General features: G+C 68.1%; 27 protein-coding genes. All 27 read left to right on the forward strand.

Features of this window, described 5'->3' with window-relative positions:
- Nucleotides 1–14 precede the first annotated feature (14 nt).
- Nucleotides 15–2,117, forward strand: coding sequence for an elongation factor G (fusA, locus tag ACFXGA_RS15770; protein ID WP_378088343.1), 2,103 nt, complete (start codon nt 15–17; stop codon nt 2,115–2,117).
- 139 nt (nt 2,118–2,256) lie between these two features.
- Nucleotides 2,257–3,450, forward strand: a complete 1,194-nt coding sequence (tuf, locus tag ACFXGA_RS15775; RefSeq protein WP_378088345.1) for an elongation factor Tu — start codon at nt 2,257–2,259, stop codon at nt 3,448–3,450.
- Between the two features lie 326 nt (nt 3,451–3,776).
- On the forward strand, nt 3,777–4,082 hold the full coding sequence (gene rpsJ, locus ACFXGA_RS15780; protein WP_003938093.1) for a 30S ribosomal protein S10: 306 nt from the start codon (nt 3,777–3,779) through the stop codon (nt 4,080–4,082).
- Nucleotides 4,083–4,134: 52 nt separating this feature from the next.
- Entirely contained in the window at nt 4,135–4,785 is a 651-nt protein-coding gene (rplC, locus tag ACFXGA_RS15785) for a 50S ribosomal protein L3 (protein ID WP_378088347.1), read from the forward strand.
- A 2-nt stretch (nt 4,786–4,787) separates the two neighbouring features.
- Nucleotides 4,788–5,480, forward strand: a complete 693-nt coding sequence (gene rplD, locus ACFXGA_RS15790) for a 50S ribosomal protein L4 (RefSeq protein ID WP_378088349.1) — start codon at nt 4,788–4,790, stop codon at nt 5,478–5,480.
- Nucleotides 5,477–5,776, forward strand: coding sequence for a 50S ribosomal protein L23 (gene rplW / locus ACFXGA_RS15795; RefSeq protein WP_073885918.1), 300 nt, complete (start codon nt 5,477–5,479; stop codon nt 5,774–5,776). Before rplD ends, rplW begins: the two co-directional genes overlap by 4 nt.
- Nucleotides 5,777–5,798: 22 nt before the next feature.
- The gene (rplB, locus tag ACFXGA_RS15800) at nt 5,799–6,632 is read left to right on the forward strand and encodes a 50S ribosomal protein L2 (protein ID WP_141980304.1); all 834 of its coding nucleotides are present in this window, start codon (nt 5,799–5,801) and stop codon (nt 6,630–6,632) included.
- Nucleotides 6,633–6,650: 18 nt separating this feature from the next.
- Nucleotides 6,651–6,932, forward strand: coding sequence for a 30S ribosomal protein S19 (gene rpsS, locus ACFXGA_RS15805; protein ID WP_015105260.1), 282 nt, complete (start codon nt 6,651–6,653; stop codon nt 6,930–6,932).
- A 36-nt stretch (nt 6,933–6,968) separates the two neighbouring features.
- Nucleotides 6,969–7,385 (forward strand): 50S ribosomal protein L22, encoded by a 417-nt coding sequence (gene rplV / locus ACFXGA_RS15810; protein WP_378088352.1) that lies wholly within the window; start codon nt 6,969–6,971, stop codon nt 7,383–7,385.
- The gene (rpsC, locus tag ACFXGA_RS15815) at nt 7,385–8,209 is read left to right on the forward strand and encodes a 30S ribosomal protein S3 (RefSeq protein WP_378088354.1); all 825 of its coding nucleotides are present in this window, start codon (nt 7,385–7,387) and stop codon (nt 8,207–8,209) included. The genes rplV and rpsC overlap by 1 nt, the downstream gene beginning before the upstream one ends.
- Before the next feature lie 3 nt (nt 8,210–8,212).
- Nucleotides 8,213–8,632: a 50S ribosomal protein L16 gene (rplP, locus tag ACFXGA_RS15820; RefSeq protein WP_053715230.1), complete on the forward strand. Its 420-nt coding sequence runs from the start codon at nt 8,213–8,215 to the stop codon at nt 8,630–8,632.
- Nucleotides 8,632–8,880 (forward strand): 50S ribosomal protein L29, encoded by a 249-nt coding sequence (rpmC, locus tag ACFXGA_RS15825; protein ID WP_033428581.1) that lies wholly within the window; start codon nt 8,632–8,634, stop codon nt 8,878–8,880. Before rplP ends, rpmC begins: the two co-directional genes overlap by 1 nt.
- Entirely contained in the window at nt 8,877–9,158 is a 282-nt protein-coding gene (gene rpsQ / locus ACFXGA_RS15830) for a 30S ribosomal protein S17 (RefSeq protein ID WP_378088356.1), read from the forward strand. Before rpmC ends, rpsQ begins: the two co-directional genes overlap by 4 nt.
- 85 nt (nt 9,159–9,243) lie before the next feature.
- Nucleotides 9,244–9,612, forward strand: a complete 369-nt coding sequence (rplN, locus tag ACFXGA_RS15835; RefSeq protein WP_033436721.1) for a 50S ribosomal protein L14 — start codon at nt 9,244–9,246, stop codon at nt 9,610–9,612.
- A 2-nt stretch (nt 9,613–9,614) separates the two neighbouring features.
- Complete coding sequence (gene rplX, locus ACFXGA_RS15840; protein WP_360789828.1) at nt 9,615–9,929, forward strand: 50S ribosomal protein L24; 315 nt, start codon at nt 9,615–9,617, stop codon at nt 9,927–9,929.
- Nucleotides 9,929–10,492 carry a 50S ribosomal protein L5 gene (gene rplE / locus ACFXGA_RS15845; RefSeq protein WP_378088359.1) on the forward strand — a complete coding sequence of 188 codons (564 nt, stop codon included), beginning with the start codon at nt 9,929–9,931 and terminating at the stop codon, nt 10,490–10,492. The genes rplX and rplE overlap by 1 nt, the downstream gene beginning before the upstream one ends.
- 43 nt (nt 10,493–10,535) lie before the next feature.
- On the forward strand, nt 10,536–10,721 hold the full coding sequence (locus tag ACFXGA_RS15850; RefSeq protein ID WP_033436724.1) for a type Z 30S ribosomal protein S14: 186 nt from the start codon (nt 10,536–10,538) through the stop codon (nt 10,719–10,721).
- Between the two features lie 127 nt (nt 10,722–10,848).
- Complete coding sequence (rpsH, locus tag ACFXGA_RS15855) at nt 10,849–11,247, forward strand: 30S ribosomal protein S8 (RefSeq protein ID WP_033428586.1); 399 nt, start codon at nt 10,849–10,851, stop codon at nt 11,245–11,247.
- 17 nt (nt 11,248–11,264) lie between these two features.
- Nucleotides 11,265–11,804: a 50S ribosomal protein L6 gene (rplF, locus tag ACFXGA_RS15860; RefSeq protein WP_378088361.1), complete on the forward strand. Its 540-nt coding sequence runs from the start codon at nt 11,265–11,267 to the stop codon at nt 11,802–11,804.
- Nucleotide 11,805: 1 nt separating this feature from the next.
- On the forward strand, nt 11,806–12,219 hold the full coding sequence (rplR, locus tag ACFXGA_RS15865; protein WP_378088363.1) for a 50S ribosomal protein L18: 414 nt from the start codon (nt 11,806–11,808) through the stop codon (nt 12,217–12,219).
- Between the two features lie 33 nt (nt 12,220–12,252).
- Nucleotides 12,253–12,858 (forward strand): 30S ribosomal protein S5, encoded by a 606-nt coding sequence (rpsE, locus tag ACFXGA_RS15870; protein ID WP_015105247.1) that lies wholly within the window; start codon nt 12,253–12,255, stop codon nt 12,856–12,858.
- Between the two features lie 2 nt (nt 12,859–12,860).
- Nucleotides 12,861–13,046 (forward strand): 50S ribosomal protein L30, encoded by a 186-nt coding sequence (gene rpmD, locus ACFXGA_RS15875; RefSeq protein ID WP_033428588.1) that lies wholly within the window; start codon nt 12,861–12,863, stop codon nt 13,044–13,046.
- Complete coding sequence (rplO, locus tag ACFXGA_RS15880) at nt 13,043–13,486, forward strand: 50S ribosomal protein L15 (protein ID WP_378088366.1); 444 nt, start codon at nt 13,043–13,045, stop codon at nt 13,484–13,486. Before rpmD ends, rplO begins: the two co-directional genes overlap by 4 nt.
- Before the next feature lie 272 nt (nt 13,487–13,758).
- Nucleotides 13,759–14,355: a LysE family translocator gene (locus ACFXGA_RS15885; RefSeq protein ID WP_378088368.1), complete on the forward strand. Its 597-nt coding sequence runs from the start codon at nt 13,759–13,761 to the stop codon at nt 14,353–14,355.
- Between the two features lie 252 nt (nt 14,356–14,607).
- Nucleotides 14,608–15,918: a preprotein translocase subunit SecY gene (gene secY / locus ACFXGA_RS15890; RefSeq protein WP_378088370.1), complete on the forward strand. Its 1,311-nt coding sequence runs from the start codon at nt 14,608–14,610 to the stop codon at nt 15,916–15,918.
- Nucleotides 15,918–16,469, forward strand: a complete 552-nt coding sequence (locus tag ACFXGA_RS15895; protein ID WP_378088372.1) for an adenylate kinase — start codon at nt 15,918–15,920, stop codon at nt 16,467–16,469. Before secY ends, ACFXGA_RS15895 begins: the two co-directional genes overlap by 1 nt.
- A 50-nt stretch (nt 16,470–16,519) precedes the next feature.
- The gene (gene map, locus ACFXGA_RS15900; RefSeq protein WP_378088374.1) at nt 16,520–17,293 is read left to right on the forward strand and encodes a type I methionyl aminopeptidase; all 774 of its coding nucleotides are present in this window, start codon (nt 16,520–16,522) and stop codon (nt 17,291–17,293) included.
- The last annotated feature ends 179 nt before the right edge of the window (nt 17,294–17,472 follow it).

Here is a 17,472-nt window from a genome sequence, read left to right on the forward strand (position 1 = left end):
AGGGGAAGACACCCGTGGCACAGGACGTGCTCACCGACCTGGCCAAGGTCCGCAACATCGGGATCATGGCCCACATCGACGCGGGCAAGACCACGACGACCGAGCGGATCCTGTTCTACACCGGGATCAGCTACAAGATCGGCGAGGTCCACGACGGCGCCGCGGTCATGGACTGGATGGAGCAGGAGCAGGAGCGCGGCATCACGATCACGTCGGCCGCGACGACCTGCTTCTGGAAGAACCACCAGATCAACCTGATCGACACGCCGGGCCACGTCGACTTCACCGTCGAGGTGGAGCGCAACCTCCGCGTCCTCGACGGCGCCGTTGCCGTGTTCGACGGCAAGGAGGGCGTCGAGCCCCAGTCCGAGCAGGTCTGGCGCCAGGCGACCAAGTACGACGTCCCGCGCATCTGCTTCGTCAACAAGATGGACAAGCTCGGCGCGGACTTCTACTTCACCATCCGCACCATCTCCGAGCGCCTGGGCGCGAAGCCGCTGCCGATCCAGATCCCGATCGGGGCCGAGAGCGACTTCATCGGCGTCGTCGACCTGGTCGAGATGCGCGCGCTCACCTGGCGCGGCGAGGTCCAGAAGGGCGAGGACTACACCGTCGAGGAGATCCCCGCGGACCTCCTCGAGCGGGCGCAGGAGTACCGCGAGCAGCTCATCGAGGCCGTGGCCGAGACCGACGACTCCCTCATGGAGGCGTACCTCGGCGGCGAGGAGCTGACCGTCGCGCAGATCAAGGCGGGCATCCGCAAGATCGTGTCCGAGGGTTCCGCGTACCCGGTGCTGTGCGGTTCCGCGTTCAAGAACAAGGGCGTGCAGCCCATGCTCGACGCGGTGATCGACTACCTGCCGTCCCCGCTGGACCTGCCCCCGGTCGAGGGCACCCTCCAGGACGGCGAGACGCCGGCGTTCCGCAAGGCCGACAGCGCCGAGCCGTTCTCCGCGCTGGCCTTCAAGATCGCCGTGCACCCGTTCTTCGGCAAGCTGACCTACATCCGGGTCTACTCGGGCAAGGTCGCCTCCGGCACCCAGGTCATCAACTCGACCAAGGACCGCAAGGAGCGCATCGGGAAGATCTTCCAGATGCACGCCAACAAGGAGAACCCGGTCGAGGAGGCCGTGGCCGGTCACATCTACGCCGTGATCGGTCTGAAGGACACCACCACCGGTGAGACGCTCTGCGACCCGCAGGCGCCCATCGTGCTGGAGTCCATGACCTTCCCCGAGCCGGTCATCCAGGTGGCGATCGAGCCGAAGACGAAGGCCGACCAGGAGAAGCTGGGCACCGCGATCCAGAAGCTGGCCGAGGAGGACCCGACGTTCCGGGTCAACCTGGACCAGGAGACCGGCCAGACCATCATCGCCGGCATGGGCGAGCTCCACTTGGACATCCTGGTGGACCGCATGCGCCGCGAGTTCAAGGTCGAGGCCAACATCGGCAAGCCGCAGGTGGCGTACCGGGAGACCATCCGCCGCAAGGTGGAGAAGTACTCCTACACCCACAAGAAGCAGACCGGTGGCTCCGGCCAGTTCGCGAAGGTCCTCATCGACCTGGAGCCGCTGGAGAAGACCGAGGACGGCGCTCTCTACGAGTTCGTCAACGCGGTCACCGGTGGTCGCATCCCCCGGGAGTACATCCCGTCGGTGGACGCGGGCGCCCAGGACGCGATGCAGTACGGCGTGCTGGCGGGCTACCCGCTGGTGGGCGTCAAGGTGACGCTGGTCGACGGCGCCTACCACGAGGTCGACTCCTCGGAGATGGCGTTCAAGATCGCGGGCTCCATGGCGCTCAAGGAAGCCGCCCGGCAGGCCAGCCCGGCGATCCTCGAGCCGTTGATGGCGGTCGAGGTCACCACGCCCGAGGAGTACATGGGCGACGTGATCGGCGACTTGAACTCCCGCCGTGGCCAGATCCAGGCCATGGAGGAGCGCAGCGGCACCCGCGTCGTCAAGGCGCTGGTCCCGCTGTCGGAGATGTTCGGGTATGTCGGCGACCTGCGGTCCAAGACCCAGGGTCGTGCGAACTACTCGATGACCTTTGACTCCTACGCCGAGGTTCCCGCGAACGTCGCGAAGGAGATCATCGCGAAGGCGACGGGCGAGTAACCCCAACCGGAGCACCGCTGCACCACGCGGGCTCTCCGGGGGGATGCCCCGGGGTCCGCACAACCGACCCTGACGTGACGCCCGGCGGGCAGCAAACCGCCCGCCGGGCTCAGCAACAGAAGTCCAGGAGGACAATCCAGTGGCGAAGGCGAAGTTCGAGCGGACGAAGCCGCACGTCAACATCGGCACCATCGGTCACATCGACCACGGCAAGACGACGCTGACCGCGGCGATCTCCAAGGTCCTGCACGACAAGTACCCGGACCTCAACCCCTTCACGCCGTTCGACCAGATCGACAAGGCGCCGGAGGAGAAGCAGCGCGGCATCACCATCTCGATCGCCCACATCGAGTACCAGACCGACAAGCGCCACTACGCGCACGTCGACTGCCCCGGTCACGCCGACTACATCAAGAACATGATCACCGGTGCGGCGCAGATGGACGGCGCCATCCTGGTGGTCGCGGCGACCGACGGCCCGATGCCGCAGACCAAGGAGCACGTCCTCCTGGCCCGCCAGGTCGGTGTGCCCTACATCGTGGTGGCCCTGAACAAGGCCGACATGGTGGACGACGAGGAGATCCTGGAGCTCGTCGAGCTCGAGGTCCGCGAGCTGCTCTCCGAGTACGAGTTCCCCGGTGACGACCTGCCGGTCGTCCGCGTCTCCGCGCTGAAGGCGCTGGAGGGCGACGCCGAGTGGGGCGAGAAGCTCATCGGCCTGATGGACGCCGTGGACGAGAACATCCCGGAGCCCGAGCGCGAGGTCGACCGGCCGTTCCTGATGCCGGTCGAGGACGTGTTCACCATCACCGGTCGCGGCACCGTGGTGACCGGCCGCATCGAGCGCGGTGTCATCAAGGTCAACGAGGAAGTCGAGATCGTCGGCATCAAGGAGCAGTCGCGCAAGACGACTGTCACCTCGATCGAGATGTTCAAGAAGTTCCTCGACGAGGGCCAGGCGGGCGACAACGCCGCCCTGCTGCTGCGCGGCATCAAGCGCGAGGAGGTGGAGCGCGGCATGGTGATCGTGAAGCCGGGCACCACCACCCCGCACACCGAGTTCGAGGCGCAGGTCTACATCCTGTCCAAGGACGAGGGCGGCCGCCACACGCCGTTCTTCAACAACTACCGCCCGCAGTTCTACTTCCGCACCACCGACGTGACCGGCGTCGTGACCCTCCCCGAGGGCACCGAGATGGTCATGCCGGGCGACACCACCTCCATGTCCGTGAAGCTGATCCAGCCGATCGCCATGGACGAGGGTCTGCGGTTCGCCATCCGCGAGGGTGGCCGCACCGTCGGCGCGGGTTCGGTCACCAAGATCATCAAGTGACCTGGCTCTAAGTTCCACCCCCCGATTTGGTCTGCGCACCGGCGTGTGCGACCATTGACGGGTTGCTCGTCGGGGCGGCCGGTTCGAGTCTGGACTCGGCCGCCCCGCCACGAGCGGGGTGTGATCGAGAAACACAATCCCACAGGCTTGATCAGTGGGACCGGTCTATCGGTTGGGGCGCGACACGCCCGACCGCGTGGACCGGGCACCGTGACACCGCTCGGTGTCAGTCCTGAATAGGGGGCGGAGCGCGCCGGAGGTCCCGTGACCTCGTGCAAGGTGCCCGCACCGCAGCGGTACTAGAAGCAGAGGAACGGCAAGCCATCATGGCGGGACAGAAGATCCGCATCCGGCTCAAGGCCTACGACCACGAGGCGATCGACGCGTCCGCGCGCAAGATCGTCGAGACCGTGACGCGCACCGGCGCTCGGGTCGTCGGGCCTGTGCCGCTGCCCACTGAGAAGAACGTTTACTGCGTCATCCGCTCGCCGCACAAGTACAAGGACTCGCGCGAGCACTTCGAGATGCGCACGCACAAGCGTCTGATCGACATCCTCGACCCGACGCCGAAGACGGTGGACGCGCTCATGCGCATCGACCTGCCGGCGAGCGTCGACGTCAACATCCAGTAAGCGTTGGACGCGGCAGTGTTGATCCCATTTGGGGCGGAGAGTAACGAGACCCATGTCTGACAGGCAGGTTAAGGGCCTCCTGGGCACCAAGCTCGGCATGACTCAGGTCTTCGACGAGAACAACCGGATCGTTCCGGTGACCGTCGTCAAGGCCGAGCCGAACGTGGTCACCCAGGTTCGGACCCAGGAGAACGACGGCTACTCGGCCGTGCAGCTGGCCTTCGGCGCGATCGACCCGCGCAAGGTCAACAAGCCCGTCGCGGGCCACTACGCCAAGGCGGGCGTCACGCCCCGCCGCCACCTGGCGGAGCTGCGCACCACGGACGCGTCCGAGTACACGGTCGGCCAGGAAGTCACCGCCGAGGTCTTCGAGGCCGGCGCGGTGGTCGACGTGGTCGGCACCAGCAAGGGCAAGGGCACCGCGGGTGTCATGAAGCGCCACGGCTTCCGCGGCCTCGGCGCGAGCCACGGCACGCAGCGCAAGCACCGCTCGCCCGGTTCCATCGGCGGCTGCGCCACGCCCGGCCGCGTGTTCAAGGGCCTGCGCATGGCGGGTCGCATGGGCAACGTGCGGGTGACCACGCAGAACCTCAAGGTGCACCGCGTGGACGCCGAGTCCGGCCTGCTGCTCATCAAGGGCGCCGTCCCCGGCCCCAAGGGCGGCACCGTGTTCATCAAGACCGCTGCGAAGGGTGGTGCCTGATCATGACGTCCGTTGAGATCCGCACCCCGGCCGGCGCGACCGACGGCTCCGTCGAGCTGCCCGCCGCGATCTTCGACGCGCAGGCGAACGTGGCCCTGCTGCACCAGGTCGTCGTGGCCCAGCAGGCCGCGGCCCGCCAGGGCACGCACGCGACCAAGACCCGCGGCGACGTCCGCGGTGGTGGCAAGAAGCCGTACCGGCAGAAGGGCACCGGCCGCGCCCGCCAGGGCTCGACCCGCGCGCCGCAGTTCGCCGGCGGTGGCACGGTCCACGGCCCGCAGCCGCGCGACTACAGCCAGCGCACCCCCAAGAAGATGAAGGCCGCCGCCCTGCGTGGCGCCCTCTCCGACCGGGCGCGTGCCGGCCAGGTCCACGTGGTGTCGGGCTTCGTCGAGGGCGACACGCCGTCGACCAAGTCGGCCCGCAAGGTGCTGGAGTCGGTGACCGAGGCCCGCCGCGTGCTGGCCGTGCTGCTGCGCACCGACGAGGTTTCGTGGGTCAGCCTGCGCAACCTGCCGCACGTGCACATCATCGCGCCGGACCAGCTGAACACCTACGACGTGCTGGTCAACGACGACGTGGTGTTCACCAAGGACGCCCTCGACGTGTTCCTGGCGAGCAAGGCCCAGCACGGGCAGGGTTCCGCCGAGGCCACCGCGACGTCGTCCGACGCCGACGAGGAGGCCGCGAAGTGATCCCCGACCACCGGGACATCCTGCTCGCGCCGGTCATCTCCGAGAAGTCCTACGGGCTGCTCGAGGAGAACAAGTACACCTTCGTGGTGGCTCCCGGCTCGAACAAGACCCAGATCAAGATTGCCGTGGAGAAGGTCTTCGGCGTCAAGGTCGTCAGCGTCAACACGATCAACCGCCAGGGCAAGCGCAAGCGGACCCGCACGGGATACGGCAAGCGCAAGGACACCAAGCGCGCCATCGTGACGCTGTCCGCCGAGAGCAAGCCGATCGAGATCTTCGGCGGCCCGGCCGCCTGATGACGACGAGGACTGCGTAGAGATGGGCATTCGCAAGTACAAGCCGACGACCCCCGGTCGTCGCGGTGCGAGCGTCTCCGACTTCGCCGAGATCACTCGGACGACGCCGGAGAAGTCGCTGATCCGCCCGCTGCACGGCCGCGGTGGCCGCAACGCGTCGGGCAAGATCACGACGCGGCACAAGGGCGGCGGCCACAAGCGGGCCTACCGCCTGATCGACTTCCGCCGCACCGACAAGGACGGCGTGCCGGCCAAGGTCGCGCACATCGAGTACGACCCCAACCGCACCGCGCGCATCGCGCTGCTGCACTACTTCGACGGCGAGAAGCGCTACATCATCGCCCCGTCGAAGCTCCAGCAGGGCGACGTCGTGGAGAACGGCCCCAAGGCCGACATCAAGCCGGGCAACAACCTGCCGCTGCGCAACATCCCCGTCGGCACGGTGGTCCACGCGATCGAGCTCCGCCCCGGCGGCGGCGCGAAGATCGCCCGCTCGGCCGGTGCCAGCGTGCAGCTCGTCGCCAAGGACGGCCCCTACGCCCAGCTGCGGATGCCCTCGGGCGAGATCCGCAACGTGGACGTCCGGTGCCGCGCCACGGTCGGCGAGGTCGGCAACGCCGAGCACCAGAACATCAACTGGGGCAAGGCCGGCCGCATGCGGTGGAAGGGCAAGAAGCCCACCGTCCGCGGTGTCGCCATGAACCCGGTCGACCACCCGCACGGTGGTGGTGAGGGCAAGACCTCCGGTGGTCGCCACCCGGTGAACCCCGCGGGCAAGCCCGAGGGTCGCACCCGCCGCCGCAAGCCAAGCGACAAGCTCATCGTCCGGCGTCGTCGCACCGGTAAGAAGCGCTGAGCAGGGAGGGAGTGAAGGATGCCTCGCAGCCTTAAGAAGGGCCCCTTCGTGGACGACCACCTGCTCAAGAAGGTGGACGTCCTCAACGAGTCGGGCAAGAAGACCGTCATCAAGACCTGGTCCCGCCGGTCGACGATCATCCCCGACATGCTGGGCCACACGATCGCGGTGCACGACGGCCGCAAGCACGTGCCGGTGTTCGTGACGGAGGCGATGGTCGGGCACAAGCTCGGCGAGTTCGCCCCGACCCGCACGTTCAAGGGTCACATCAAGGACGACCGGAAGTCGCGCCGCCGCTAAGGCGACGAACTAGAGGAAGAGCAAGGGGAAGCAGCGATGAACGCCCGTAACGAAGCCGAAGCGCCGGAGTTCCCGCGCGCCGTGGCTCGGGCTCGCTACGTCCGCGACACGCCGATGAAGGTGCGCCGCGTCGTCGAGCTCATCAGGGGTCGTAGCGCCAGCGAGGCCCTGGCCGTGCTCCAGTTCGCGCCGCAGGCTGCATCTGAGCCGGTCCGGAAGGTGCTGCAGAGCGCCGTGGCCAACGCCGAGAACAACCTGTCCCTCGACCCCGACACCCTGTGGGTGTCGAAGGTCTACGTGGACGAGGGTCCGACCCTCAAGCGGTTCCGCCCGCGCGCCCAGGGCCGCGCCTACCGGATCCGCAAGCGGACGAGCCACATCACCGTCGAGGTGGAGAGCCGTCCGAAGCAGACCAGCGCGAAGGCCGGCGCTGACAGGAAGGGGGCTCGGTAGTGGGCCAGAAGATCAACCCGCACGGCTTCCGACTTGGTATCACCACGGACTGGAAGTCCCGCTGGTACGCCGACAAGCAGTACGCCGAGTACGTGGCCGAGGACGTCAAGATCCGCAAGCTGCTCTCGCGCGGCATGGAGCGGGCCGGCATCTCGAAGGTGGAGATCGAGCGCACCCGGGACCGGGTCCGCGTCGACATCCACACCGCCCGGCCGGGCATCGTCATCGGCCGCCGCGGCGCCGAGGCCGACCGCATCCGCGGTGAGCTGGAGAAGCTCACCAAGAAGCAGGTGCAGCTCAACATCCTCGAGGTGAAGAGCCCCGAGTCGGACGCGCAGCTCGTCGCGCAGGGCGTGGCCGAGCAGCTGTCCAACCGCGTCGCCTTCCGCCGCGCGATGCGCAAGGCCATCCAGTCGGCCATGCGCTCGCCGCAGGTCAAGGGCATCCGCGTGCAGTGCGGCGGCCGTCTCGGCGGCGCCGAGATGTCCCGCTCCGAGCACTACCGCGATGGCCGCGTGCCGCTGCACACGCTGCGCGCCGACATCGACTACGGCTTCTTCGAGGCCCGCACCACGTTCGGCCGGATCGGCGTGAAGGTGTGGATCTACAAGGGCGACGTGGTCGGTGGCATCAGCGCCAAGCGCGAGCGCGACGCCGCCCCGGCGGCCGACCGCGCGCCGCGCCGCGACCGCGCCGACCGCCCGAACCGGGCGCGTCGCTCGGGTGCGAGCGGCACCACCGCGACGAGCACCGAGGCCGGCCGGGCCGCCGCGGGCGACCAGACCGCCGCGCCGACCGCGACCGATGAGAAGACGGAGGGCTGAGTCGTGCTCATCCCGCGCAGGGTTAAGCACCGCAAGCAGCACCACCCCGGACGGTCCGGTGCTGCCAAGGGCGGCACGAGGGTCACCTTCGGCGAGTACGGCATCCAGGCCCTGGAGCCCGCCTACGTGACCAACCGGCAGATCGAGTCGGCTCGTATCGCCATCACGCGGCACATCCGCCGCGGTGGCAAGGTGTGGATCAACATCTTCCCGGACCGCCCGCTGACCAAGAAGCCCGCCGAGACCCGCATGGGTTCCGGCAAGGGCTCGCCGGAGTGGTGGGTGGCCAACATCAAGCCGGGTCGGGTGCTCTTCGAGATGAGCTTCCCGAACGAGGCCGTGGCCCGCGAGGCGCTCCGCCGCGCGATCCACAAGCTCCCGATGAAGTGCCGCATCGTTACGCGTGAGGGTGGTGAGTTCTGATGGCAGCGGGTACCACCGCTTCCGAGCTGCGTGAGCTCACCGAGGAAGAGCTCGTGCTGCGCCTGAGGGAGGCGAAGGAGGAGCTGTTCAACCTCCGCTTCCAGATGGCCACCGGGCAGCTCGACAACAACCGCCGCCTGCGCACGGTCCGGCACGAGATCGCCCGGATCTACACCGTGATGCGGGAGCGGGAGCTGGGCCTCTCGGCCTCTCCCGACGCGGTTTCCACTGGTGAGGGTGCGGCATGAGCGAGAACAACGAAGTGACTACCGAGGGTCGCAACGACCGCAAGGTCCGCGAGGGCTACGTCGTGTCCGACAAGATGGACAAGACGATCGTGGTGGCGGTCGAGGACCGCAAGAAGCACCGCCGGTACTCGAAGGTCATGCGCTCCACCACCAAGGTGAAGGCGCACGACGAGCAGAACACCGCCGGCATCGGCGACCGTGTGCTGCTCATGGAGACGCGGCCGCTGTCGGCCACCAAGCGCTGGCGCCTCGTCGAGATCCTCGAGAAGGCCAAGTAAGCCCACGGAGAACGGGCACAGCGCGTTCGACCGAGCCCGTCAGGTCGGAAATCTGGCGGGCCAGGAATGGTCAAGGAGCAGGTAAGTGATCCAGCAGGAGTCGCGGCTGCGCGTCGCCGACAACACCGGTGCGAAGGAAATCCTCTGCATCCGTGTTCTCGGTGGCTCGGGCCGCCGCTACGCGGGCATCGGGGACATCATCGTCGCAACGGTGAAGCAGGCCATCCCGGGCGCCGGCGTGAAGAAGGGCGACGTCGTCAAGGCGGTCATCGTCCGCACCGTCAAGGAGAAGCGCCGTCCGGACGGCTCGTACATCCGGTTCGACGAGAACGCCGCGGTGCTCATCAAGAACGACAACGAGCCGCGGGGCACCCGCATCTTCGGCCCGGTCGGTCGTGAGCTGCGCGACAAGAAGTTCATGAAGATCATCTCGTTGGCGCCGGAGGTGCTCTGACCATGAAGGTGAAGAAGGGCGACACCGTCGTGGTTATCGCCGGCAAGGACAAGGGCGCTCGCGGCAAGGTCATCATGGCCTACCCCGCCGAGAACCGCGTCCTGGTCGAGGGCGTCAACCGCATCAAGAAGCACACCCGGATCTCGCAGACCGAGCGCGGCGCGCAGTCGGGCGGCATCGTGACGCAGGAAGCCCCCATCCACGTGTCCAACGTGATGGTGGTCGACTCCGACGGCAAGCCGACCCGCGTGGGCTACCGGACGAACGACGAGGGCAAGCGGGTCCGCATTTCCCGTCGTAACGGGAAGGACATCTGATGACCACCGTTGAGAAGACCGTTCCGCGGCTGAAGGCCCGCTACCGCGAGGAGATCGTCCCCTCGCTGCGCGAGCAGTTCGAGTACGCCAACGTCATGCAGATCCCGGGCGTGGTGAAGGTCGTCGTGAACATGGGCGTCGGCGACGCCGCCCGCGACGGCAAGCTGATCGAGGGTGCGGTGAAGGACCTGTCGGTCATCACGGGCCAGCGGCCCGAGGTGCGGCGGGCGCGCAAGTCCATCGCGCAGTTCAAGCTGCGCGAGGGCATGCCGATCGGCGCGCGGGTCACGCTGCGCGGCGACCGCATGTGGGAGTTCCTGGACCGCCTGTTGACGATCGCGCTGCCGCGCATCCGCGACTTCCGCGGCCTCTCCGGCAAGCAGTTCGACGGCAACGGGAACTACACGTTCGGCCTCAACGAGCAGTCGATGTTCCACGAGATCGACCCGGACGCGATCGACCGTCCTCGCGGCATGGACATCACCGTGGTCACCACCGCGACCAACGACGAAGAGGGTCGGGCGCTGCTGAAGCTCCTGGGCTTCCCGTTCCGGGAGCAGTGAGCCTGGTGTCCGCCGCCGAGCGTTGCAACAAGGAGAACTGATCATGGCCAAGAAGGCGCTGATCAACAAGGCCGCGGCCAAGCCGAAGTTCAAGGTGCGGGGCTACACCCGCTGCCAGCGTTGCGGTCGCCCGCACTCGGTGTTCCGCAAGTTCGGCCTGTGCCGGATCTGCCTCCGCGAGATGGCGCACCGGGGCGAGCTGCCCGGTGTGAACAAGTCCAGCTGGTAAGCCCGGCTCGGCGGCAGGTTTTTCTAGACCCATCACTTCGCTGTAGGCCCGTCCACGACCAGCCGGCCGCACGGCCGGCTCGGACCCTGGCTGGGGAACCGCAGCGAGAAAGGTTGACCAGGTCACCATGACGATGACCGACCCGATCGCAGACATGTTGACGCGTCTGCGGAACGCGAACTCGGCTTACCACGACAAGGTCGTGATGCCGCACTCGAAGTTGAAGGCCAACATCGCCGAGATCCTCAAGCGCGAGGGCTACATCGCGAGCTACCGCGACGAGCAGGGCGACGTGGCCAAGAACCTGGTTATCGAGCTGAAGTACGGCCCGAACCGGGAGCGCAGCATCGCCGGCCTCCGCCGCGTGTCGAAGCCCGGTCTGCGCGTGTACGCCAAGTCGACCAACCTGCCGAAGGTGCTGGGCGGTCTGGGCGTCGCGATCATTTCGACCTCTGGCGGTCTGATGACCGACCGCCAGGCCAACAAGTCGGGCGTGGGCGGAGAAGTCCTCGCCTACGTCTGGTGAGGAAGGGGGACTAGGCAATGTCGCGCATCGGAAAGCTGCCGATCACCGTCCCCGCCGGGGTCGACGTGAACATCGACGGCCGGGCTGTGAGCGTGAAGGGCCCGAAGGGCACCCTGTCGCTGACCATCGCCGAGCCGATCATCATCGAGAAGGCCGAGGACGGCACGCTCGAGGTGAAGCGCCCGAACGACGAGCGCCGCAGCCGCTCGCTGCACGGCCTGTCGCGCACCCTGGTGCAGAACATGGTCGTCGGCGTCACGCAGGGCTACGAGAAGAAGATGGAGATCCACGGCGTCGGTTACCGCGTGGCGCTCAAGGGCTCCGACCTGGAGTTCGCGCTGGGCTACAGCCACCCGGTGAAGGTCGAGGCCCCCGAGGGCATCACCTTCGCGGTGGAGACCCCGACCCGGTTCTCCGTGGCCGGCATCGACAAGCAGCTCGTGGGCGAGGTCGCCGCCAACATCCGCAAGCTCCGCAAGCCCGACCCGTACAAGGGCAAGGGCGTGCGGTACGCGGGCGAGAAGATCCGCCGCAAGGTCGGAAAGACGGGTAAGTGACATGAGCGAGACTGCAACGAAGTCCGTTTCTTCGGGGCGGAAGCCGGTGGGCAAGGACATCTCGACCACTCGCCGCATCGCCAAGACCCGCCGTCACTTCCGCCTCCGCAAGAAGGTCAGCGGCACGGCGGAGCGCCCCCGCCTGGTGGTGCACCGGTCGTCGAAGCACATCACCGTGCAGATCATCGACGACCTCGCCGGCCACACCCTGGCGGCGGCCTCCTCGGTGGAGGCGGACGTCCGGGCGATCGACGGCGACAAGAAGGCCCGTGCGGCGAAGGTCGGCCAGCTGGCCGCCGCCCGCGCGAAGGACGCCGGGATCACGAAGGTGGTCTTCGACCGCGGCGGCAACGCCTACCACGGTCGCATCGCCGCTCTGGCCGATGCCGCCCGTGAGGCGGGGCTGGAGTTCTGACATGTACATGAACCGGATTGAGAGGGACGCCTGATGCCAGGACGCACGCGTCGCGAAGGCGGCGGGGGCGAGCGCGGAGAGCGTCGCGACCGTCGTGACGGCGGCCGCGGCGGCGCGGCCCAGGAGAAGACCCCGCACCTGGAGCGCGTGGTTGCGATCAACCGCGTCTCCAAGGTCGTGAAGGGTGGTCGTCGCTTCAGCTTCACCGCGCTGGTCGTGGTCGGCGACGGTGACGGCATGGTCGGTGTCGGCTACGGCAAGGCCAAGGAAGTTCCGGCGGCGATCGCCAAGGGTGTGGAGGAGGCGAAGAAGAACTTCTTCCGCGTCCCCCGCATCGCGGGCACGATCCCTCACCCGGTGCAGGGCGAGAAGGCGGCCGGTGTCGTGCTGCTGCGCCCGGCGTCGGCCGGTACCGGTGTCATCGCCGGTGGCGCGGTCCGCGCGGTGCTGGAGTGCGCCGGCGTCCACGACGTGCTGAGCAAGTCGCTGGGCTCCGACAACGCCATCAACATCGTGCACGCCACCGTGGCGGCGCTGAAGGGCCTGCAGCGTCCGGAGGAGGTGGCCGCCCGCCGCGGTCTGCCCCTGGAGGACGTGGCCCCCGCCGGCATGCTCCGTGCCCGTGCAGGGGCGGTGTGACCATGGCACAGCTCAAGGTGACCCAGGTCAAGAGCAGCATCGGTACCAAGCACAACCACCGTGAGTCCCTCCGGACCCTGGGGTTGCGCAAGATCCGCCAGTCGGTGGTCCGCGAGGACACGCCGCAGGTGCGCGGGCTCATCCACGCCGTGCGCCACCTGGTGGTCGTCGAGGAGGTCCAGTCGTGACCATCAAGATCCATGACCTGCGCCCGGCCCCCGGCGCCAAGACCGCGAAGACCCGTGTCGGTCGCGGTGAGGGCTCCAAGGGCAAGACCGCCGGTCGCGGCACGAAGGGCACCGGAGCGCGGAAGAACGTCTCGCCGCGCTTCGAGGGTGGCCAGATGCCGCTGCACATGCGCCTGCCGAAGCTGAAGGGCTTCCGCAACCCGTTCCGGACCGAGTACCAGGTCGTGAACGTGGGCGACCTCGCCCGGTTGTTCCCGGACGGCGGTCGGGTGGACGTGGACGCGCTCGTCCACGTGGGCCTGGTGCGCAAGAACCAGCTCGTCAAGGTCCTCGGCGACGGTGACCTGGACGGCGTCAAGCTCGACGTCGTGGCGAACAAGTTCTCCGGCAGCGCGGTCGAGAAGATCGCCGCCGCCGGTGGCACCACCACCGTGCTCTGACGCGCGGCACGTCCGCGCCGCAGCACTGCCGAACGGCCCCGGAGCCTCCCGCTCCGGGGCCGTTCGCGTGCGCGGCGGTGACGCCCGTCCGGCGGGCGGCGCGAGGTCCGTCGTTTTTGTCCGGTCCCTGCCGGCGGCCGATACTTTTTCGGCCGATCGGTTTTTGACGGTTGCCGGCGCTGCCGGGGGTGTCCCGCCGGCAGGGCGGGCCGATGAGACGGTCGTTCGCGCAGGGCGTAAAACCGGTTGGCGGGCCGGGTTAGCGTGCCCGCATGTGGCTCGCGGTCTTCTTCGGCGCCTCGGTCCTGGTCGCACTGACCCCGGGCGCCAACAACCTCCTCGGGATGCACCACGGGGTGCACCACGGCCCGTTGCGGGCCGCCACGGCGCTCCTGGGCCGCCTTGCGGCCTTCTCCCTGATGGTCGGCGCGGTGGTCGTCGGGCTCGGGCCGGTCCTGGCCGCGAGCCAGGTCGCCCTCACGGTCGTCAAGTGGGCCGGCGCGGCCTACCTCGTCTACCTCGCCGTGCGCATCCTGATGACCAAGGACGGCGCCGAAACGCCTGCCAGGAAGGGCACCCCGCTGCGCAAGGAGTTCCTGGTGGCGATCACCAACCCCAAGGCGTTGCTGATCTTCACGGCGTTCGTGCCGCAGTTCGTCGACCCCGCCCGCGGCCCGATCCCGGCGCAGCTCGCCCTGCTCGGCGCGGTGTACCTGGCGGCGGAGGCGTTGGCCGGCACGGCCTACGTGGCGCTCGGCGCGGGCATCCGGAAGGCGGGGCTGACCCGGCGCGCGAAGCAGCGCCTGGACAAGGGCACGGCGGTCGTCCTGCTCGGGATGGCGGGCGTGCTGGCCACCGGTCGAACTTGATCCATTCGGGGGCTTGCCGGCGGCCGTAGTCGATCGGGTACGAAGTGTGAGGGACGACTGGCTACGGCAATCGGCCACGCGACTGTTAAAGTCGCGGGCTGAACCCGGATGCCCTCCGGGTCGGTCGCGGCTACCCGTCGCTTCCGCCACCGTCGGCGATGGTCGACGGCATGTCCGCAAGACTGTGCCGGCACAAAGTCGGCACCGCAGGATGCCGACCCCCGCGGGGCGGCAACGCTGATGGAGGTTCGCGTGCTCGGCGCATTCCGCTCGGCTCTCGCGACGCCGGACCTACGCAAGAAGATCCTCTTCACCCTGGGGATCGTCGTGGTGTACCGGTTGGGCGCCACCATGCCCGCGCCGGGCGTCTCCTTCAAGAACGTCAAACAATGCGTCGAGCAGGTGGACCAGCAGGGGATCTACTCGCTGATCAACCTGTTCAGCGGTGGCGCCCTGCTGAACTTGTCGATCTTCGCGCTCGGCATCATGCCGTACATCACGGCGAGCATCATCATCCAGCTGCTCACCGTGGTCATCCCGCGGTTCGAGCAGCTGAAGAAGGAAGGGCAGGCGGGTCAGGGCAAGCTGACCCAGTACACCCGCTACCTGACCATCGCGCTCGCCGTCCTGCAGTCCACGGGCATCATCGCCCTGGCCGTGCGCGACCAGCTGTTCCAGAACTGCTCCGTGCCCGTCATCCCCGACGAGAGCATCTTCAACCTGGTCGTCCTCGTGGTCGTGATGACCGCCGGCACCAGCGTGATCATGTGGCTCGGTGAGATCATCACCGAGAAGGGGATCGGCAACGGCATGTCGCTGCTGATCTTCACCGGCATCGCGGCCCGCATCCCGATCGAAGGCAAGATCATCTTCGACCGCGGCGGCCTGACCTTCTTCCTGGTCTGCTGCGCGGCCCTGCTGATCATCGCGAGCGTCATCTACGTGGAGCAGGCCCAGCGCCGCATCCCGGTCCAGTACGCGAAGCGCATGATCGGTCGCCGGATGTACGGCGGCACCTCGACCTACCTGCCGCTGAAGGTGAACCAGGCCGGTGTCATCCCGGTCATCTTCGCCTCGTCGCTGCTCTACCTGCCGGACCTGATCTCCAGGCTGACCGCCTCCAACGACGGCTCCGCGCCGGGCTGGTGGCAGACCTTCGTCCAGACGCACCTGGTGAGCCAGTCGAGCCCGATCCACATCTCGCTCTACTTCCTGCTCATCGTCTTCTTCACGTACTTCTACGTCGGCATCACGTTCAACCCGGACGAGCGCGCCGACGAGATGAAGAAGTTCGGTGGGTTCATCCCGGGTATCCGACCGGGTCGACCCACCGCCGAGTACCTCCGCTTCGTCTTGGGGCGGATCACGCTGCCGGGCTCGCTCTACCTGGGCATCGTCGCCATCCTGCCGAACCTGTTCCTCGACCTCACCGGTCAGGGCCAGAACCAGAACTTCCCGTTCGGCGGCACGGCGGTGCTGATCATGGTCGGTGTCGGTCTCGACACCGTGAAGCAGATCGAGAGCCAGCTCATGCAGCGCAACTACGAAGGGTTCCTCCGCTAGTGCGACTCGTTCTCGTCGGCCCGCCCGGTGCGGGCAAGGGCACCCAGGCCAAAACGCTCAGCCGCGAGCTCGGGGTGCCGCACATCTCCACCGGGGACCTGTTCCGCGCCCACATCAGCGAGCAGACCGATCTGGGCAAGGAGGTCCAGGAGTACCTGGACTCGGGTGAGTTGGTGCCGGACGAGGTCACCAACGAGATGGTGCGCGTCCGGCTCGCCGAGCCGGACGCCGCCAACGGCTTCCTGCTCGACGGCTTCCCGCGCAACACCGCCCAGGCGGACGTCCTGGGCGGGATGCTCGCCGCCGAGGGGCAGAAGCTGGACGCGGTGCTGGAGTTCCGGATCGACGAGGACGTCGTGGTCGAGCGCCTGCTCGCCCGGGGGCGCACGGACGACAAGGAAGACGTGATCCGGCACCGGCAGCAGGTCTACCGCACCGAGACCGCTCCGCTGCTCGACTACTACGCCGGCATCGTCGTGCCCATCGACGCCGTCGGCGAGGTCGACGAGATCAGCGAGCGCGCCCTCCGCGCGCTGCGCGACCTGAAGTGAGCGGTGGACTCGTCGATGCGCTGCGTCGGTTCGTCCCCGGTCGGGATCGCATGATCGAGATCAAGAGCCGCGGCCAGCTCGAGGCCATGAGGGCCGCCGGGCTGGTCGTCGCGCGCACGCTGGCGCTGCTGGCCTCGCACACCAAGCCCGGGGTCAGCACCGGCGAGCTGGACGAGCTGGCGGAGCAGACCATCCGCGACGCGGGCGCGATCCCGTCGTTCAAGGGCTACCACGGCTACCCGGCGTCGATCTGCGCGTCCGTGAACGAGCAGGTGGTCCACGGCATCCCGAGCCGGACCCAGGTCCTGGCCGAGGGCGACCTGATCTCGATCGACTGCGGCGCCATCCTGGACGGGTGGCACGGCGACTCGGCGATCACCGTGCCGGTCGGGTCGGTCACCGACGCGGAGCTGAAGCTGTCCGAGGCGACGCGCGCGTCCATGCTGGCCGGCATCGAGGCGGCCGTGCCCGGCGGCCGGCTGGGCGACATCTCGTTCGCGATCCAGTCCGCCACCATCCGGGCCGGTGAGGAGCACGGCATCGAGTACGGGATCGTGGAGGGGTACGGCGGCCACGGCATCGGCACGAAGATGCACATGGAGCCGTTCCTGCCGAACCTGGGCAAGCCCGGGAAGGGCCCTCGCCTCAAGGTCGGGATGGCGATCGCGATCGAGCCCATGCTCACCCTCGGGACCAAGCACACGGCCGAGCTGGACGACGACTGGACGGTCGTGACGACCGACGGGTCGCGGGCCGCGCACTGGGAGCACTCGGTGGCCATCACGGACGACGGTCCGTGGGTGCTGACCGCTCTGGACGACTGAACCCCTTGCGGGGTGCTCGCGCCGGTGGACCACGTTGTGCGGTCCGCCGGCGCTTCGCGTTGTGGCGGGTTCCAGAGATCAACTGCGTCCTCGCCGGACGGGCAGATCAGCAGGATGGACAACCCCGCCTGGATCTTTCGTTGGGTTGTGGGTCCGGTGTCCGTGTCATCCCGCCGACC

Origin of the sequence: Actinosynnema sp. NPDC059335, from assembly GCF_042752395.1 — a bacterium.
In the GTDB taxonomy this organism is placed as follows: Bacteria; Actinomycetota; Actinomycetes; order Mycobacteriales; family Pseudonocardiaceae; genus Actinosynnema.

What these genes read in the sequence shown, in the direction of transcription:
- rpsJ (WP_003938093.1), top strand. Translation starts at nt 3,777, where the DNA reads ATGGCGGGACAGAAGATCCGCATCCGGCTCAAGGCCTACGACCACGAG.
- rplC (WP_378088347.1), top strand. Translation starts at nt 4,135, where the DNA reads ATGTCTGACAGGCAGGTTAAGGGCCTCCTGGGCACCAAGCTCGGCATG.
- rplD (WP_378088349.1), top strand. Translation starts at nt 4,788, where the DNA reads ATGACGTCCGTTGAGATCCGCACCCCGGCCGGCGCGACCGACGGCTCC.
- rplB (WP_141980304.1), top strand. Translation starts at nt 5,799, where the DNA reads ATGGGCATTCGCAAGTACAAGCCGACGACCCCCGGTCGTCGCGGTGCG.
- rpsS (WP_015105260.1), top strand. Translation starts at nt 6,651, where the DNA reads ATGCCTCGCAGCCTTAAGAAGGGCCCCTTCGTGGACGACCACCTGCTC.
- rplV (WP_378088352.1), top strand. Translation starts at nt 6,969, where the DNA reads ATGAACGCCCGTAACGAAGCCGAAGCGCCGGAGTTCCCGCGCGCCGTG.
- rpmC (WP_033428581.1), top strand. Translation starts at nt 8,632, where the DNA reads ATGGCAGCGGGTACCACCGCTTCCGAGCTGCGTGAGCTCACCGAGGAA.
- rpsQ (WP_378088356.1), top strand. Translation starts at nt 8,877, where the DNA reads ATGAGCGAGAACAACGAAGTGACTACCGAGGGTCGCAACGACCGCAAG.
- rplX (WP_360789828.1), top strand. Translation starts at nt 9,615, where the DNA reads ATGAAGGTGAAGAAGGGCGACACCGTCGTGGTTATCGCCGGCAAGGAC.
- rplE (WP_378088359.1), top strand. Translation starts at nt 9,929, where the DNA reads ATGACCACCGTTGAGAAGACCGTTCCGCGGCTGAAGGCCCGCTACCGC.
- ACFXGA_RS15850 (WP_033436724.1), top strand. Translation starts at nt 10,536, where the DNA reads ATGGCCAAGAAGGCGCTGATCAACAAGGCCGCGGCCAAGCCGAAGTTC.
- rpsH (WP_033428586.1), top strand. Translation starts at nt 10,849, where the DNA reads ATGACGATGACCGACCCGATCGCAGACATGTTGACGCGTCTGCGGAAC.
- rplF (WP_378088361.1), top strand. Translation starts at nt 11,265, where the DNA reads ATGTCGCGCATCGGAAAGCTGCCGATCACCGTCCCCGCCGGGGTCGAC.
- rplR (WP_378088363.1), top strand. Translation starts at nt 11,806, where the DNA reads ATGAGCGAGACTGCAACGAAGTCCGTTTCTTCGGGGCGGAAGCCGGTG.
- rpsE (WP_015105247.1), top strand. Translation starts at nt 12,253, where the DNA reads ATGCCAGGACGCACGCGTCGCGAAGGCGGCGGGGGCGAGCGCGGAGAG.
- rpmD (WP_033428588.1), top strand. Translation starts at nt 12,861, where the DNA reads ATGGCACAGCTCAAGGTGACCCAGGTCAAGAGCAGCATCGGTACCAAG.
- ACFXGA_RS15885 (WP_378088368.1), top strand. Translation starts at nt 13,759, where the DNA reads ATGTGGCTCGCGGTCTTCTTCGGCGCCTCGGTCCTGGTCGCACTGACC.
- map (WP_378088374.1), top strand. Translation starts at nt 16,520, where the DNA reads ATGATCGAGATCAAGAGCCGCGGCCAGCTCGAGGCCATGAGGGCCGCC.